Origin of the sequence: Rummeliibacillus sp. NPDC094406 (assembly GCF_044763875.1) — a bacterium.
Classification (GTDB): domain Bacteria; phylum Bacillota; class Bacilli; order Bacillales_A; family Planococcaceae; genus Rummeliibacillus.
Genome location: NZ_JBIWGZ010000004.1, coordinates 443,318 through 460,283, shown reverse-complemented (window position 1 = coordinate 460,283; position 16,966 = coordinate 443,318). Strand labels below are relative to the sequence as shown.

The 16,966-nt window shown below is 36.2% G+C and carries 13 protein-coding genes and 2 pseudogenes; 4 read left to right on the top strand and 11 right to left on the bottom strand.

Going from position 1 to position 16,966, the window contains the following annotated elements:
* Positions 1-166: 166 nt before the first annotated feature.
* The 6 genes from ACIQ4I_RS13755 to ACIQ4I_RS13730 form a co-directional block, all read right to left on the bottom strand.
* Positions 167-1,354: an epoxide hydrolase family protein gene (locus tag ACIQ4I_RS13755; protein ID WP_403096749.1), complete on the bottom strand. Its 1,188-nt coding sequence runs from the start codon at positions 1,352-1,354 to the stop codon at positions 167-169.
* A 695-nt stretch (positions 1,355-2,049) separates the two neighbouring features.
* Entirely contained in the window at positions 2,050-3,540 is a 1,491-nt protein-coding gene (locus tag ACIQ4I_RS13750; RefSeq protein ID WP_403096746.1) for an Lsa family ABC-F type ribosomal protection protein, read from the bottom strand.
* Between the two features lie 957 nt (positions 3,541-4,497).
* A complete protein-coding gene (ppsA, locus tag ACIQ4I_RS13745) occupies positions 4,498-7,110 on the bottom strand; it encodes a phosphoenolpyruvate synthase (RefSeq protein WP_403096744.1) in 2,613 nt (870 codons plus the stop codon).
* A 592-nt stretch (positions 7,111-7,702) separates the two neighbouring features.
* Positions 7,703-8,314: an FMN-binding negative transcriptional regulator gene (locus ACIQ4I_RS13740; RefSeq protein WP_403096741.1), complete on the bottom strand. Its 612-nt coding sequence runs from the start codon at positions 8,312-8,314 to the stop codon at positions 7,703-7,705.
* An 86-nt stretch (positions 8,315-8,400) separates the two neighbouring features.
* A complete protein-coding gene (locus ACIQ4I_RS13735; protein ID WP_403096738.1) occupies positions 8,401-8,790 on the bottom strand; it encodes a VOC family protein in 390 nt (129 codons plus the stop codon).
* A 151-nt stretch (positions 8,791-8,941) separates the two neighbouring features.
* Entirely contained in the window at positions 8,942-9,235 is a 294-nt protein-coding gene (locus ACIQ4I_RS13730) for a 3-isopropylmalate dehydrogenase (protein WP_403096735.1), read from the bottom strand.
* Between the two features lie 222 nt (positions 9,236-9,457).
* Here ACIQ4I_RS13730 and ACIQ4I_RS13725 point away from each other — a divergent pair, with 222 nt between their 5' ends.
* Positions 9,458-10,102: a hypothetical protein gene (locus ACIQ4I_RS13725; protein WP_403096732.1), complete on the top strand. Its 645-nt coding sequence runs from the start codon at positions 9,458-9,460 to the stop codon at positions 10,100-10,102.
* A gap of 303 nt (positions 10,103-10,405) precedes the next feature.
* Here the strand turns inward: ACIQ4I_RS13725 and ACIQ4I_RS13720 are convergent, their stop codons facing one another.
* A complete protein-coding gene (locus ACIQ4I_RS13720) occupies positions 10,406-10,489 on the bottom strand; it encodes a putative holin-like toxin (RefSeq protein ID WP_369973814.1) in 84 nt (27 codons plus the stop codon).
* 268 nt (positions 10,490-10,757) lie between these two features.
* On the opposite strand from ACIQ4I_RS13720, the pseudogene ACIQ4I_RS13715 reads away from it, so the two are divergent.
* Positions 10,758-10,904 (top strand): annotated as a pseudogene (locus ACIQ4I_RS13715) (transposase domain-containing protein); the annotation flags it as partial.
* An 88-nt stretch (positions 10,905-10,992) separates the two neighbouring features.
* Here ACIQ4I_RS13715 and ACIQ4I_RS13710 read toward each other — a convergent pair.
* The 3 genes from ACIQ4I_RS13710 to ACIQ4I_RS13700 all read right to left on the bottom strand — a co-directional run bounded on the left by ACIQ4I_RS13710 (position 10,993) and on the right by ACIQ4I_RS13700 (position 14,823).
* Complete coding sequence (locus ACIQ4I_RS13710) at positions 10,993-11,772, bottom strand: alpha/beta fold hydrolase (protein WP_403096729.1); 780 nt, start codon at positions 11,770-11,772, stop codon at positions 10,993-10,995.
* A 652-nt stretch (positions 11,773-12,424) separates the two neighbouring features.
* Positions 12,425-13,063, bottom strand: a complete 639-nt coding sequence (locus ACIQ4I_RS13705) for a transmembrane-type terpene cyclase (protein WP_403096726.1) — start codon at positions 13,061-13,063, stop codon at positions 12,425-12,427.
* A 584-nt stretch (positions 13,064-13,647) separates the two neighbouring features.
* A complete protein-coding gene (locus ACIQ4I_RS13700) occupies positions 13,648-14,823 on the bottom strand; it encodes a YhgE/Pip domain-containing protein (protein ID WP_403096724.1) in 1,176 nt (391 codons plus the stop codon).
* Positions 14,824-14,987: 164 nt separating this feature from the next.
* Between ACIQ4I_RS13700 and ACIQ4I_RS13695 the strand changes: the two genes are divergently transcribed.
* Complete coding sequence (locus tag ACIQ4I_RS13695; RefSeq protein WP_403096721.1) at positions 14,988-15,599, top strand: TetR/AcrR family transcriptional regulator; 612 nt, start codon at positions 14,988-14,990, stop codon at positions 15,597-15,599.
* Positions 15,600-15,832: 233 nt separating this feature from the next.
* Here the strand turns inward: ACIQ4I_RS13695 and ACIQ4I_RS13690 are convergent, their stop codons facing one another.
* Positions 15,833-16,474: a transmembrane-type terpene cyclase gene (locus tag ACIQ4I_RS13690; protein ID WP_403096718.1), complete on the bottom strand. Its 642-nt coding sequence runs from the start codon at positions 16,472-16,474 to the stop codon at positions 15,833-15,835.
* Between the two features lie 123 nt (positions 16,475-16,597).
* Here ACIQ4I_RS13690 and ACIQ4I_RS13685 point away from each other — a divergent pair.
* A pseudogene (locus ACIQ4I_RS13685) lies at positions 16,598-16,894 on the top strand (transposase); the annotation flags it as partial.
* Positions 16,895-16,966 lie beyond the last annotated feature (72 nt).

Here is a 16,966-nt window from a genome sequence, read left to right as displayed (position 1 = left end):
AGTCGGCCGGAAGAGGAAACGCGAGAACGTCGAGAAAAAAGAAAGCAATCAGTAGCTCGTAGCCGTACCGATTGCCCGTTATCCCCCTCATATCCGCAAGCCTGCTCTAAGAAAACTAAGAAAAGCAAAAAGCCCGAACCGGGTTCGGGTTTCTTCTAAATCCTCTTTAACGAAATGGTCGGAACGCCATGCGGAGCTCCTCGGAGAACAGCATCGGCACTTGCCACGCGGCGAAGTGTCCCCCCCTATCAGCCCGGTTGAAATAGAACAACTTCGGATACGCTTCCTTTGCCCAACTAAGAGGAGCCTGATAGAGTTCGTCGGGAAAAACGCTGATGGCGACCGGGATATTATTGACGCCTTTGACCGAGAAGAACGGGAGCTTGTTTTCCCAATAGAGGCGTGCCGCAGAGACAGGCGTGTTCGTCAGCCAATAGAGCGTGATATTATCGAGAAAATCGTCTCGCGAAATACCCCCAGGGTGCCCGAAGAAAGCTCCCGAAATGAGATCCAGGCTTTTCGCGTCATGGTCGAGATTGAATGCCGCGAGACCCGTCGGCGAATCCGCCAGCCCGGTCAGCGTTTGCGGGCGCCTCCCCATGATCTGGGAGTAACCGACATGCTGATAGAAGGAATCCAGCTGCATCCAGGCGTTCTTCTGCTCTTGCGTTAAATCGGGGGGCATCGGATCCCCGTTAATGATCGCCGTTTCGTAGGCGGGAGGAACCGTGCCCGGCATGTTGCTGTGAATTGCGAACAACCCCGGAACCTGTTGCACCCCCATCATGTCCGAGACGAGCGCGCCCCAATCGCCCCCTTGGGCCACGTATTTCGTATAGCCTAACCGGTTCATCAGCACTGCCCAGGCCCGGGCGATTCGAGGAATATCCCAACCGGGCTTGGTCGGTTTGCCGGAGAATCCGTAACTCGGTAGCGAAGGGATTACGACGTGGAATGCGTCCGTGGCCGACGCTCCGTACGCAGTCGGCCGGGTCAGCGGATCGATGATTTTCAGCAGTTCGACGATCGAGCCCGACCATCCGTGCGTCAGAATCATTGGGATTGCTCCCTCGTGACTCGACCGAACGTGAATGAATTGAATGTCCAAGCCGTCTATTTCCGTCACGAATTGCGGGATGGCGTTCAACCATGCTTCGAATTTGCGCCAATCGTATTCGGTTGCCCAATAGCGCGCGATGGTTTGAATTGTCTCAAGGGGCACGCCTTGCGACTGACCCGGGGCGGTTTCCTTGTCGGGCCATCTCGTCGTGGCGACTCGCCAGCGCAGGTCCATAAGCGCCGACTCCGGAGCGACTCCGGGTCGAAACGGTCGAACGGCGGTATTGTCTCTCATCAGCAATCTCCTTTTTTCCAATGGTAGCCTTTCCCCTATTGATATGATGGTAAAACCCGTATTATTCTCGATATCCGGTTATAAGTCGATTAAGAAGTCTACGAGTTCGCCATTGTCGTTTATGATGATGTTTTAAAATCGGGTATAGGTTTGCCGGGATAAACACTCTACGAGCTCTGAGTACGGTCCTGGGAGCATCATTTACTGTTGACCACCTTCCAGTGGAGAATAAATAAACTCACCAGCACTCTCACTCACATAGTGTATTCACCTCAACTGGAAATAGCGAAAACTATGCAGTTTATTGAAATGGTCTTTTATAATTAAAAATCTGTGTGAAAAATTGATTCTAATTGATTTTCTTGAATTTTTGACGGCAACATTCTCATGTTAAATTTCACTCTTCTCTGTAACCTCAAATAACCTCACCTTCATTATAACTATCGAAAGTTAAATGAAAGTGAGGTCATCTTTAAGTTCTGTTTAAATTTATCGAGATACACATTTCTAGAAAAATTTGGCCACAATTATTAGTAGGAAAACATTGGTCTTATATCACATTCCCATTTATGAATGCATTCGGTTAATATGTATCCTACTTTTTATATTAAAAAGCCTAATTTCTCAATTGATTGTAGAGAAATAAGGCTTTTTTCATAGCTCCATTAAAGTGCCTTACTGTTTAATGACTTCATTTACTGATTAGATCTTATAGATATACTTTTCGTTGCAACTGTTTGTTGAAATGCCTTATCATGCTCAACAATAACCATTGTAGGATTAAATTGTTGAATAAGCTCTTCAATCTGCATACGCGAATAAATATCAATAAAATTTAATGGTTCATCCCATATATATAAATGAGCTTTTTCACATAAACTTTTAGCGATAAGCAGCTTTTTCTTTTGTCCACCAGAATAGTTAGATATATCTTTCTCAAATTGAATTCGTTCAAAATCCATCTTACGTAGAATGGATTTAAATAACGTCTCATCAATCTCATGCTCTTCAATAAAATCCGATAACGATCCCTTCAAATGAGAAGTATCTTGTTGGACATAGGAAATGATGAGCCCTGAACCTAAATTAACGGTGCCTGTATGCTGTATTTGATTTCCTAGAATTAGTTTTAGGATACTACTTTTCCCGCTTCCATTCTTTCCATCAAGTATAATTCGGTCCCCTTGTTTAACTATGAAGCTAATTGGTTCATTTACTATTTGGTCATCATACTTAACAGACGCATCAGTCAAAACAACCAATTCATTTGACTGAAATTTTAATGGTTCTAATTTTAACGACTCCGTTTTCTCCACATTTTTTAGTAATTTTGACTTTTCTTCAATTGCTTTTTGTTGCCTTGCTTCAAGGTTTTTCGCTCTCTTCATCATCTTGGAAGCTTTATGTCCTACAAAACCCTTATCTAACTTAGATCCTGAATTTGTTGTTCCATTTTTGGAAGCTTCCACTTGATGAGACCAACCTGCTGACGACTTTGCAGACTGTTGTAATCTCCCTATGTCTTTTTGTAGACGCTCGTTTGTAGCCTCTTCGTGTTCCTGCTGTCTATCAAAATTTAACTTCCAAGAAGAAAAGTTACCACTTTGAACTTCAATATTTGCCCTATTTATAGATAAGATATGGTCAACGCATCCATCTAAAAAGATTCTGTCATGTGAAATCAAAATAAACCCTTTTTTCTTCCTTAGATAATCAGAGACCAGCTTTCGTGTATCAGTATCTAGATGATTTGTTGGCTCATCAATTAATAGAAATTGACCCTCATTCAAAAACAGTGCAGCAAGCAACACCTTTGTTTGTTCTCCATTTGATAATGTTTTAAATGGTCGATACATAGCCTCGGCATCAACATTTAAATAGGATATTTCACGCAGAAATTCCCAATCTTCTGCTTGAGGACAAATTTCTTCAAGGATTTCATGAGTGAACTTGTTCTTATCCGAAACTAGGTAAGGGAAATAATTAAATTCTACCGAAGAAGTGATTTTCCCATTATACTCATAGTTACTTAATAATAAATTAAAGAATGTCGTTTTACCTCGTCCGTTTCTACCTATAAACCCTAGTTTCCAATCCGTATCTATTTGAAAGTTTACACCTTCAAAAATATTATCAAAGCTACTTGGGTATGAAAAAGTTAAGTCTTGAACATTTATCATTGACATAATAATTCCTCCTTTATATATCAAAACATTTCATATAAAGTCGGAATATCCATCATTTTTTAATTCCTCTATATAAGTTTGATGGATATTAACGACTTATATAGAGCATTACATGTGTAACAATAGTGTCTGAATCGCTCATTTTTCCCTCTCCTTTATCTGTTAGTTACGGTTACGGTTACGGTTACGGTTTGATCAATAAGTATTAACTTACCTATAGGAGAATAAAAAAATCCTCCCAATTTGTAATCGGAAGGATTAGTATTTCACACTTAATAAGTTCTTATTAATCATTGGAATCATGACAAATAAAGTATGAACTGATTTATAAAAATGGATAGACTAACCCTATATTTTGTATTTTGAAGTTATTAATTTCAAATTTTTAAATACAGATTAGTTAATCATTATTCATCCATCAGTCCTCTCATTATTCTATTTTTAGAGTAACATTCTTTTTTATGGAATGCAATTTCCACAATCATCTTTACTTCAAATTACTGCTAACAACTTCTTTAGAATCAACAAACTACTCAATAATTCAGATAACATTTCATTTCCAGTTTTCACTTGCACATCGCTCCAGATGGCGCTTTCCGCGGGCGAGCGATGAGCCTCCTCGGAAGCCCGTACCGTGCTTCACTGCGGGGTCTCACCTGTCTCGCTTTCCCGCAGGAGGCGCCATCTTCCGCTTGATAGACAATGCTCTAATATATGGCATATAACAATTAATAATCCTATCCAATTTTTCTGTGACAGGGGGCATTGTTGTAGAAGAAATGGGTTATTTTCACATTTTATTTCAGATTTTAACTGGACTTTAGAATTTTCGATCGGTTTCTGTCTTTTTTAGGATATGCACCACCGATAAAGTTGGCTTCAACTTTTTGCCTCAATGGAAAGATTGTAAGACACCGCTCTAGTATCAACTGGAGCGGTACTGGACATATTCAGCAATTACAATATTTCGATATATCCTTCTGTTCCATGCACGCGAATTCGTTGCCCATCTTTTATCAGTTTGGTAGCATTCTCCACTCCGACAACTGCTGGTAATCCATATTCACGTGCGATAACTGCTCCATGGGTCATCAGTCCACCAACTTCGGTGACTAGGCCTTTTATGGATACAAACAATGGTGTCCAGCTAGGGTCAGTAAAGGAGGTGACTAATATATCTCCATCTTCTAAATTAGCATCTTCTATGTTTAAGATGACACGTGCTCTACCCTCTATAACTCCGGCAGAAACAGGTAGACCTACAATCGCTTCGGCTGGGAGATTTTCTCGTTTGTACTCCCCTACAGTGATTTCACCATCAGATGTGATAACACGTGGTGGAGTTAGTTTTTCATATAATTTATACTCGTCTTTTCGTTTGCTGATCATCTGGAAATCTAGTTTATTTGTGCGTACGACTTCGTGAAGTTCTTCAAAAGTGAGATAGTATATATCTTCTTTATCTTGAATAACACCCGCTTGTACGAGTTGTTCGGCTTCTTTCAGTAAAGCCTGCTTATAAACGAAGTAGCGATTTATCATGCCGTATTTTGGATATTCACGATACCCGATGAAATTCCGGATTAGATCGATCATTCGTTTTGTTTCTTTGGCTTTTCGTTCACCATCCGGTAATTGCTTCAATCGATTTAATAACTCTTGTTCTTTTTTCAAAGCAACACGTAGACCTTGCTCAAATTTCCGATTGCTAGCATTCGGCTCAAAGTTTTTGATATTACCCAGAATCATGGGGACAAGTGTAGTTGGTTTTTCGCTCCAACGAGTTCTGGTAATATCGATTTCTCCGGCACATCGCATTCCGTATTTGTTGAGATAAGCTATTATTGCGTCTCGGGTAACGTGCCCGCCATCAAACTTAATCAGTTCATCCAAAAAGTTATCATCTTTTACTTGTTGTAAATAATCAATTACTTCTGGATAAGGACGAATCACATCTGCGACATCCAATAGCTGCAGACCCATTTCCGAAGTAATATTGTTTGGAACAGACTGAGAAAGCGTATCTGCTACGTTTTTCTCACCTAACCAATTATTCATTTTTTCATTGATCCATGATGAAGCATCCATAGCAGACATAAATACAGCTGTACTTTGTGGGTCAAATAAAATCTTCTTTAATTCCTGAATATCTTCTAGAATAAATTCAAATAAATCTGATCCTGATTTCGTTTGGATGTTTTGTTTTAACTCTTCAATGGATGTTTGATTACACTTAATCAATTCAGAAACGATTGATGGATTTTTTTCGATTTGTGCCCCCGAATCCGCATGTAACACACCTTTATTGCTTTTACGGGGACTCTGTTCTTGCTTATCAGTTGGTAACAATTTAATAAAATCTCGCTCTATTATGGTCATGAGTGCGTCTTTCATGAGCGGATCGTGTTGTCCCATGTTATTTAATAACCCTTTTCTGCTATCAGAAGAAGCCAACATATGTGTGACATCAACAAACAACCTTCCACCAGCTTTACGCATAGGTGCAGGAGTCGTTAACAGGAAAAAAGACAATCCTAGTGGTTTCATGGGATCTGTCATCATTTGTTGGTGACCAACAGATACATAGACGTGATTTTCTTGATCATTCGCTTCAGGGATGGGGTATAAAGTAGTGATTGGCCGACTTTGAACAATATAAAATGTATCATCAACCAAACACCATTCGATGTCTTGTGGGCTACCAAAATAAGCTTCGATCTGTCTTCCGATGCGTGCTAGTTGTAAAATCTGTTGTTCAGTAAGTGTTTGAGTTTTTTGCTGATCAGGATCGATCGACACGGTCTCTGTTCCGCCTTCTTTTAGTGCATAGATAGCCAATTTTTTGATCGCTATCATCTTATCGATGATTTTATCTTCCTGTACTTTATAACAATCGGCAGAGACCAATCCAGAAACCAGTGCTTCTCCGAGTCCAAAACTGGCATTGATTGATAGCAGCTTTCGGTTAGAAGTAATCGGATCAGCGGTAAATAAAATCCCTGATGCCTTTGGGAAGACCATCCGTTGTATGATAACGGATAAATACACTTGACTGTGGCCAAATCCATTTTGCATACGGTAGATTACCGCGCGATCCGTAAATAGTGAAGCCCAACATTTGCGAATATGCTGCAAGATGGCTTCTTTTCCGATGATATTTAAATAGGTGTCTTGTTGACCAGCAAAAGAGGCATGTGGCAAATCTTCAGCGGTCGCACTAGAACGCACTGCATAAGCATGTTCATCGCCAAATCGGGAGAGATAGTCAGCAACTGCGCACGCTACATCGGAAGGAATTTCTACTTCCATAATGATTTCTCGAATCTTCTTGCTGATTTCACCAATTTGATCTCGATCTTCTACTTTTAGCGTTGATAGTTGATCCAACAATATTTGAAACGTTTCGTTTTGTTCGATGGCTTTTTGATAACCCACTGTTGTAACACAAAATCCTTCTGGTACTTGTATTCCTTCAATTTTTGATAATTCCCCTAAATTTAATCCTTTTCCCCCAACGAGCAAAAGCTGTGTTTTTTCTATCTCCTGAAAATCGATAACCAAAGAACTCATCTACATCTCTCCTAACCATAAGTGTGTTATTGATTTTAGCAGTAGTAAATGGGAATAAACAGTCTATATTAACTTTTTTTAAAATGATATAATTAAATTAGGGAGGGTACAAAAAACTAAGCCTTACCCTACAGTAGTAAACTGATGCCTCGGTTCATCCACTCAAAAGTGGGAAAGAAGCAAGAGCGTGTAAATCATTCGCACGTGTCAACTCCTTAATGCTCCTTCGCTTAACATATTTGTAAACAAAATATTGCACAAAAAATAAGTATTATTATTTTTTCTTTAAGAAGTAAATAAGCATTTTATTTTCCAAGTATGTTCCCTCCATTATGGTACATATACACTTAGGTATGTCATATCGAATGATAGGAAAGTATAATCAGTTATTATGTATTATTTTCAAATTAAAAAGAAGTGCCCTAGAGGCACCAATAAATTACCAAATCATTCATCTAGTATTTGAATATACTTGTTGTATTTGTTGCTTTAAAATAAAGTTAATAATTTATAACAAAGTCTAATCGTTTATAAAAAAGTTTGATAAAAAAGCCTATTAGCTGTTAGCTCAAAAAGACAAATTTGAAAATCTTTAATTTTGAAGATTTTTCCTCATAAGGGATGCTACTTGTATATTTTCTTGATTAGAAGTCTTTTCTAATTGTTCGATAATTAACTTCTGTCTTTCCAGAGGATGATTCTGGCTTAATTTAGCTTTTGCTTCAATTTTTGTAATAATAATTTTGAATGCTACAATCCCCTTATTCATTCCCTCAATAAAACTAGGTTCAATTGCGCCCAAATTGTATGGACTACCAGGATTTTCATATTTATTTACTAAGTCGTTTAAAGAATCAAATATCGCTTTGTCATCTTCGAGTATCTCCATCTTTCCATATAAATGTACAGCTACATAATTCCAAGTAGGTACGGCTTTAGCTGTTTCGTACCAAGAAGGTGAAATATAACAGTGTGGACCTTGAAAAACCACAAGAACTTGTTGGTCTTCTGCATCCTTCCATTGTCCGTTCGTTCTTGCAAAATGACCATATAAAGCACTTTCATCTTTATTTAATATCATTGGAAGATGAGTAGCGTAGGGTTCTCCTTTATGCTGAGAAAATAAAGTCGCGAAGCTGAACCTTTCAATAAAGTCATAAATAATATCTTTATTTTTGATTTCAAAATGTTTAGGTATAAACATAGTTACGCTACCTCGTTTCAATTTAATTTGAAGAGGGGTTCATCCTAAATATAAATGAACCTGTTAGTACAGCAAGCAAAAAATAATTAAACTCCCAAAATTGTTTTTATACGGTCATTTTCTTCTTTCTTATCCAAATACTCAAATAGTCCAAGTCGATTCCCCCAAGGGTCAGTGAAAGTTCCCCATTTTGCAGAAACTTCTTCACGGGAGTATATCTCAAATTCGTGAATTCCCAACTCTTTAACTAGTCTATCTCTTTCAGCTATTATATCAGTTACCCCTAAACGTAAAGGGCCACTTTCTTCTGATTGTGTTCCTTCAGCAACTTGCAACCAGCAACCAGGAATTATTTCCCATTCAGCGAATCCGTCATGTGGTATGAAATCAGCTTTTTTGCTTAGTAGTGCTTCATACCACTTAAGTCCTTCTTTAAAATCAGTTACACGAACTTGATTGGTTATTTCAAAAATCATTTATTTACCTCCTAAGATAGTACATATTATATGTATTCTATAAAGTATGAAGCTATCCTTCTTATTAAACTAACCTGGCCATTTAATAAAAAAATGAGCGCATATCATTGTTTTTCAATGATAGCGCCCGTTAGTTGAATATAATCATAAATTAAACATTTCCGTTGTTATATTTTTTTATTACAGTTACCAAAATTGCAATAATAAAAACGATTACACTATTTGCTATTAAATACTGTCCCAGTTGCATGCCATAAAACATTGCAAAAGGATCACGAATAATAAAAATTGCTAGTGTACCACCAATTCCACCAAATAAAACTGCCAATAGTAATATTGTAAATGCAGCGAAATATAGATTTTTCTTTTTTTTGTAGGATATAAATCCAATAATATTTGCAATAACGATAAAGAAGCCCATGAGTATTAAGAAAAAATTAGTCATTTAACACCCTCTTTTCAAATCCATCTTTAACCATTATATAATAAATATAATCTAGTTGTTAATTTATGTATATATACCGGTAAACCTTACAATATCCACTTTGCTTTTAAATTGTTATTAAACTGGTTTAAAAGGTAAATGGAAATTTTATGTTAAAATAACTATATAGATAAAGTATGCGAATACTTGTAATTTCACTACATAACACGAAGGAGAGTTTGAATGACGGTAGGAGCACATAACAAAGAAATCCAAATTCATTTTAAATCTTACCTACTATATGTTGGATTTGGATTGGTTGCGGGCATTATAACTAGATTATCGGATTTTTTCCCAAATGATGACTTATGGAGTTTTAGTTCAATAGCCACTTTATTTGGCTTTTGGATGTTAACAGTGACATTAATTATATATTATAGTTCTTCAAATAAAAATGCTGCTATTAACGTTCTATTATACCTATTCGTTATGAGTTTTAGTTTTTACTTTTTGAAATATGTACTCGGCTTTTTTATTCCTAGGTTTTACACTGAGGGATTTCAATGGTATCTATTTATACTGTATAGTATTTTTGCCTTAGTATGTAGTGCTATTAGTTATGTACTTTACTTTTGGAACAAAGAGAACAAACTGAGCAACTTTTTGTATGCATTGCCAGTAAGCGGATTAGCTGCGGAAACAATTGGTGTAAGTATCTATTTATATAACAACCATACTTTTTTGTTTCAATTCATTTTTGATTCCCTAAGTTTAATATTATTAGGCTGTTGGTTCTATCAAAAAGTAAATAATAAGCTGATTTATATAGCGACCATAGTCACTACCACTTTAATAGGTTATTTTCTGATTTACCGTCCTTTTCTCTAACTGTAGGTGCCTATCCCTAAAACAAATGCAGTCTTTTTCAACTATTTTCATCAAGCAATTTTTTATTTGATAAATTTCTATAATATTATAATTGAAAGACATTAATTGAATGAGGGACTAGCAACCTCTCTATGATTACCTTGAAAAAATAACAATCTCCACGTATACTAAAGTTATTAAAAGCATAAATTAAAAAGACCGCCGATGTTGTCGCATCGAACGGTCAATTAGATAGTTGATTCCCTTAAGGGGATTGGCTAAAATGTGCAGATAACCCATTCGAGCCTTTAACTCAAGGATGGGTTATTTTTTATGGTTAAATGACAGGATTGTGATCACTAACGTTGCAAACGCTATAGCAAACATTAATGCCTCGAATACTGACATGGCATCACCTCCGGGCCCACACGATGTGGGTCATGCAGACGTTACCACAGGATGTGGTGCTTTTAGTCTGCGTTCCTTGATCAGAGAGTGCCAACCACCCTTGAGTACAAACTATCTTAAATACATTATAACAAACGTACGTTCTGTTTTACCATAAAAATTAGGTAAGCTCATTAGTTTAACAAAGTATTGATAGAAATCGATGCCATTCGCTTTTGCGGTTTCAGCCAGACTAAAGCAGATTGCATTCGCTTTAGCACCACGAGGCGTGATTGAAACAGCGAAAGAAAACGGATTGAATCCATTCAAATATCTCCAATATCTTTTCGAAAAGATGTCAAAGCCATCCGATCCGAAAGATCCGGAAAAACTGGATCGGTTACTGCCGTTGACCTGCCGCGTATTTTATTCATAAATCAGCATAAATTAGCCCTCACCTATTTAAGGTGGGGGGCTATTTGAACTTAGGAATTAATTGGCGACGGTGTTGCTATTCCGAGTCGTTATGCAAAAGAAGATAATAATTGGTTGAATCTATCGCGCTCCTCTAAAAAAGCGCAATGGCCGCTGTAATGGAACGGAACTAGCTTCGAATTTTTGATCAGCTTATTTGTTTCCTCAGCTTGGGTAAATGGAACGACTTTATCATGAATTCCGTGAATAATTAATGTGGGTACATCGATCTGACCGAGATCGTTGTAAACATTTTCATCTCTAAGCGTGACCATAATGGCGGAAGTCGCCCAATTCGCCGCTTGTAATCCCATTAATACGAACCAATCGGATTTCGGTTCGGAAATATACTGAAAGAAAAAAATCCTCGTTTGGTCTTGCAGCATTTGCGGTCGGTCATGATTTGTATCTTCGATGATTTTATTTGTAAATTCTTTTGGAACGCTAGATGGAGAGGCAGCGTCGATCAGGACGAGTTTAGATACCCCATACCCTTTGTAACGAGCCATATAACGAATCGCGATCGCGCCTCCTGTAGAGTGTCCTGCCAGTGTGATGTTACTTAACTGTAATGCCTCGATGACCATGCGGACATCATCTGCTAATCTATCGAAACTGTACCCGCTAAAAGGTTTATCCGAATTACCATATCCCCTCCAGTCCATTCCGATACAACGATATCCAAGCGTTGGAAGGTAGTTGAACTGATATTCGAACTGGTTATGGTTTAGCGGCCATCCATGAATAAAAAGTATCGTTTTATTTCCCTTTGGATTGATGTCCTCTATAAATACGTTGACGCCTGTTTCGACAGTTACAAAGTATCCCAAGTGTATCACCCCAATTATTTAAAAGTAATTTCCCATTAAGATATTCAACCAAGGCATTGTGTATGCCTAATTTCGGCGTTAAACTTTGTTGAAATAGTGCTGCCCCTCCAGTGGTTTGATTTTGACTGCCTGCCTTTCAATTACTTCGGACGGAGTAATTTCCTGTTTCAATGGTCTGCCCGAACCCGTTTTCCTTGAATCTGTCAGACCGATTAACCCATTCTTTTCATAAGCTTTCTTCCACCTATAAGCGGATTGTTCAATTCGCTTTATTCCTATAACATCCTCGTCGAAGCCGTTTTCTATAAAAATTTGTCAAGGGAGTTTACCCACTAAATATTCAACCATAAATCTATTTTTATAGGAGTCCGTATATGTAATAGCTCGCTCACTAACCCGTTGTACATTTGGATTCTTTTGAAGTGTCGATCTCTTTGATTGAAAATGTTATCTCCTAAACCTCATATCTTGAAATTCAAGTATATAAAAAATACCTGTAGATAAAACACTCTTTTTCAAGTGTCCTAACTACAGGTACCATATTATTTACAGTCCTTTTCATTATTCATTAACCTTTACACGAATTTTCCCTGTAAAGAGTAGTTGCATTCAACCTTTTTAAGTACAAACTATCCAAATATCAAACTTTCGCTTATAAATTAATCTTAAATCTATTTCTTATATAAAACTTTCGCAAAAGAATGATATAAATCAAGTCATATATGAAAGTAGCGATTGAAAGTATCGTAATCAGATCTGTTCGGAAATAAATAAAGAATGCAATACCAGCAAATAAGCTTCCTAGCATTTTAAAAATCGCGATGTTGCTAGATTGGCCGCTTGTGTTACCTCTACTTAATAATAGAGAAATAAATAGCCCGGACATCATTAAATTTTGTGAAAAAGCAGCATATTTCCCTTCAACATCATTAAACTCATATGTCATAGCTACTATGATGAGAAAACTGAGTGCGAGAGTTATGAAAAATGACAAGTAAAAATACTCTACAGAAGTACCCTTCTTGATTTCTTTTAGTCCATAAATTAGATATTGAAATAGAATTATAATATCCAGTAAAAACCATATGAATGTAATGATTATTTGTGGCCCTTGGTTAGGGAAAATGAAAGTAAAAATAAATTCCCATGATATATTTGCACAAATGGCTACCATCGGCATTCCATAATTTTTATCTTGAAATCCACGTTTTATTATTAGAATATAAGCAAAAATCCAAAATAGACCAGTGCCTAATTGTAAAATAGAAAGAAGGTCTCCCTGATTGAGCAAACACATCCCCCTCTATAAACAATCTTGATAATAAAAAATTTATTCATTATCTAGATACTTTATGAGTAGAAATCTGTTTTATGTTCAAACACATTATCGATACTTCTCCTATCTGATACTTACGAGGGACTGGCACCAATTCATTAGCTTGATGAATTCTTTAAATCCTTCTATGTTCAGATAAAACTGTAGTACGTTGTAGAAGGAAAATGCGAAGTAGTTGTTATGAAAAAAAGCCCCTTTTATTGACGGAGCTCATTTTTCTTTATGATTTCTATAATTCTAATTAACAAAGTAATTACTATTGACAACATTAAAAGTAGAACGAAACTTAGTGTCAGGATAAAAGTTTCATCTTGAATGCTATATAGAGTTAAGAATAAAAGAATAATACTACCAAAAAATATTAATAAAGTCATTGAAAAGTATCTCATAAAAGCCTCCCTCTTTACACAATCTTATTATAGATGGGAGTGTAATGGTAGTATGTTTAATATTTCATACGTCACAGTTCGTAGAAAATGTGACTCTTAACCCTCTTGTTCAGATAAATGTCCAGCTTCTTTCCAATTTTTTAATCTTTCTCAATCCACAATCACCGATGATTCTTCAACCACAACTTCCTGTTTCTTCGGTTTCCACACAGATAATACACTCAAGATTAAACTCACACCTGCAATCCACGCCAATACTATAGTAGATGTATTCCAACGTATTGCATCATCAAAGAAGAACAGTTCACGTAATCCTTCTGTCATAAAGCGCATTGGCAGCCAAGGATAGATCAAATCCTTATAAAAGGCTGGCATTACTTCTGGTGTCATTTGTAATAAAGGGATACCGAAGAACAAAAGCAATACAAAAATCGGAATACCCGCAAATCCAATCCAGCTTAAAACAGCGAAAATCATTAATGTGAAGCTCCAGCTTGTTAAAGTTAAGAATAGTGCTGTATCTATAAAACTTGGAAAATCGTAATCAAGTATAGATGTGGCAAACCAACTTAGTCCGAAGCCTGCTACAACCCCAATGATGAGGCTAACGAAGAGCTGAAGTAAACGTGTCATCAGTTCTTCCCTTTGATTGTTGAAGATTCGTTTTCTTACAGAAAGGAAGATCAAGACAGCGCCTATTAGGCTACCAAACCATAATGGTTGGAATAAAGATAATGGTGCATTACCTAATGTACCCGTTGGATGAATCATTACGGTATTTTTCGTAATCGGTGCTGTTAAAATTTTAGCCTGTTCTACCGATAGCTTCACATTCTTGGCTTGTAAAGCACCTAATATTTCTCCGCTCATTTTCCCGTTGAGTTGGTCAACGATACCGTTTAGAGCTTGATTTACTATATTTGCAATATTAGCGTTTTTCCCTTGATTGACTACTAGTTTCATTTCTGGAGAAACAGGTGATGGTGATTGTAAAGACATGTACTTTTTACTAAAATCAGCTGGAATGACAATGGCTCCATAATAGCTTTGATCATCCATTCCCTTTTGCATTTCATCTTGATTTTTTAGGTTCACCCATTTAATCATTGGTTCATCATTCGTTTTTTGCTTTTCAGAAGCCTGTTGAATCCCCTTCGAAATGGTTTCGCCCATATTATTCTTTCCTACTCCTTGATCTTCGTTGACAAGAGCTATTTTCAAGTTTTTAGGTGCCTGATGAGCAGTTGGAATTTGCGTGCAACTAAAGATAAATATCAAAACCAAAGCAACAATCGGCGCAAGTATTAAAAATTTATAGTTCTTCATAAAATCTCTCCTTTTCAGATAATGAACACGTTGTTCATTTTTAATCACATTGTTTATTATATTCAATATAGTGTAAGATACAATAAACAATAAAAATCACCTTGTTGATTTTTAAACACTTATTTAATATATGTTCATTATCTTTTGATTTAGGAGATGTATTTATGACTCAATCCAAACAAGATCGTCGAATACTGAAAACAAAAAGTGAAATTAAACAAGCATTAACTGAGCTAATGGAGGAGAAGCGTTTTGAAGCAATAACCGTTCGAGATTTAACGGAAAGAGCTAACATTAACCGAGGTACGTTTTACTTACACTATCTAGACAAATATGACTTATTAGAAAAATGTGAAGACGAAGTCATAAAAAACATTTTGGCGAATGTACGTGATGTGCAGGTATACGATTTAGAAGTATTAATCGCAAACGAAAAACCTTTTCCTTTTATCGTTACAATTTTAGAATATATGCGAGAAAATGCTGACTTTTTACGAGCTATTCTTGGGCCAAATGGGGACCCCTCATTTCAGGAAAAATTAAAAGAAGTCATGATTCAAAACTTCTTCTTTAAAAAATTAAATAATCCTTCAACAACTGTACCTATTGAAATCTTAACAACTTATATTTCATCCGCTCATTTAGGAGTGATCCAACAATGGCTAAATACCGGGATGAAGCAATCACCAGAAGAAATGGCCTCGATTCTTTATAGAATTATTACGAAAGGACCCATTGAAGTAATCGGTCTTGGTAATCATGTACATGAAAAGTAAATGTTATATTTCTTATATAGTGGATATTAGGAAATATGTATGGTTTCAAATGGCTTGGGATTGAAATAAGTTTCCAACTTAAATTGACTTTATCAATGCAATTACAAATCCTTTATCTAAAGACCCTGTTTCATAACCCAAAAGGCTATCCTTGTAGGATGCCTTTTTTCTCATCCTTCGTGAGTGCACCTGCCACCCTGGAATACAAATTCATCTATATAGCATACTTTCACTCATAAATTGACCTTAAATCTATTTTTTCTATAAAACTTTTGTAATAGGAAGATATAAATCCAGTCATAGATGAAAGTCGCAATTGAAAGAATCGTAATCAGATGAGTTCTGAAATAGATAAAAAATGCAAGAGCAGCAAATAAGGTTCCTAGCATTTTAAAAATCGCGATAGGTATAGATTGACCACTTAAATTGCCTCTACTTAATAATAGAGAAATAAATAGCCCAGACATCATTAAATTTTGTGAAAAAGCAGCATATTTCCCTAAGATATCATTAAACTCAATTGTCATCGCCATTATAATGAGAAAACTGAATGCAAGAGTTATGAAAAATGATAAGTAAAAATAATCTACTGAAGTACCCTTCTTGATTTCCTTTCGACCATACTTTAAATATTGCACCAAAATTATTATATCAAGTAAAAACCAAATGAATGTAATGATTTTTTGTATTTCAAAGTTAGGGAAAATGAATGTAAAAATAAATTCCCACGATATATTTGCACAAATCGCTACCATGGGCATTCCATAATTTTTATCTAGATACCCTCGTATAATTATTAAAATATAAGTAACAATCCAAAATAGACCAGAACCTAAAAGTAAAATATAAAGAAGTAAGTTTTCCTGATTAAACAAATACATCCCCCTATTTAAACAATCTTGATAATAAAAAGTTATTCATTATCTAGATACTATATGAGAAGAAATCTTGTTTAAGTTGGAACAATTGTAATAGCGTTAGTAATCGCTGCTTCAAACATTCATTCGGATCAAGGTTGGCATTACCAAATGAAACAATACTCTCATGCATTAAAACAAAATGGTATTACCCAAAGTATATCTCGTAAAGGTAACTGTTTAGATAATGCAGTAATTGAAAATTTTTTTGGTCTATTAAAATCTGAATTATTATTTATACAAGAATTTGAGAATATGGTTCACTTTAAGCGTGAGCTTGAACTGTATATCGATTACTACAACCACAAACGTATTAAAGGGAAATTAAAAGGATTGAGTCCGGTACAATACCGAATTCAATCCTCTATAGCTGCTTAACTTAATATAATGTCTAACTTTTTGGGGTCACTTCATGTTACAGAATAGCGCCCCTTTTTTGAATAATCATTT

Excerpts from the sequence above, each read along its gene's own strand:
- ACIQ4I_RS13755 (WP_403096749.1), bottom strand. The coding sequence starts at position 1,354 with ATGAGAGACAATACCGCCGTTCGACCGTTTCGACCCGGAGTCGCTCCG.
- ACIQ4I_RS13750 (WP_403096746.1), bottom strand. The coding sequence starts at position 3,540 with ATGTCAATGATAAATGTTCAAGACTTAACTTTTTCATACCCAAGTAGC.
- ppsA (WP_403096744.1), bottom strand. The coding sequence starts at position 7,110 with ATGAGTTCTTTGGTTATCGATTTTCAGGAGATAGAAAAAACACAGCTT.
- ACIQ4I_RS13740 (WP_403096741.1), bottom strand. The coding sequence starts at position 8,314 with ATGTTTATACCTAAACATTTTGAAATCAAAAATAAAGATATTATTTAT.
- ACIQ4I_RS13735 (WP_403096738.1), bottom strand. The coding sequence starts at position 8,790 with ATGATTTTTGAAATAACCAATCAAGTTCGTGTAACTGATTTTAAAGAA.
- ACIQ4I_RS13730 (WP_403096735.1), bottom strand. The coding sequence starts at position 9,235 with ATGACTAATTTTTTCTTAATACTCATGGGCTTCTTTATCGTTATTGCA.
- ACIQ4I_RS13725 (WP_403096732.1), top strand. The coding sequence starts at position 9,458 with ATGACGGTAGGAGCACATAACAAAGAAATCCAAATTCATTTTAAATCT.
- ACIQ4I_RS13720 (WP_369973814.1), bottom strand. The coding sequence starts at position 10,489 with ATGTCAGTATTCGAGGCATTAATGTTTGCTATAGCGTTTGCAACGTTA.
- ACIQ4I_RS13700 (WP_403096724.1), bottom strand. The coding sequence starts at position 14,823 with ATGAAGAACTATAAATTTTTAATACTTGCGCCGATTGTTGCTTTGGTT.
- ACIQ4I_RS13695 (WP_403096721.1), top strand. The coding sequence starts at position 14,988 with ATGACTCAATCCAAACAAGATCGTCGAATACTGAAAACAAAAAGTGAA.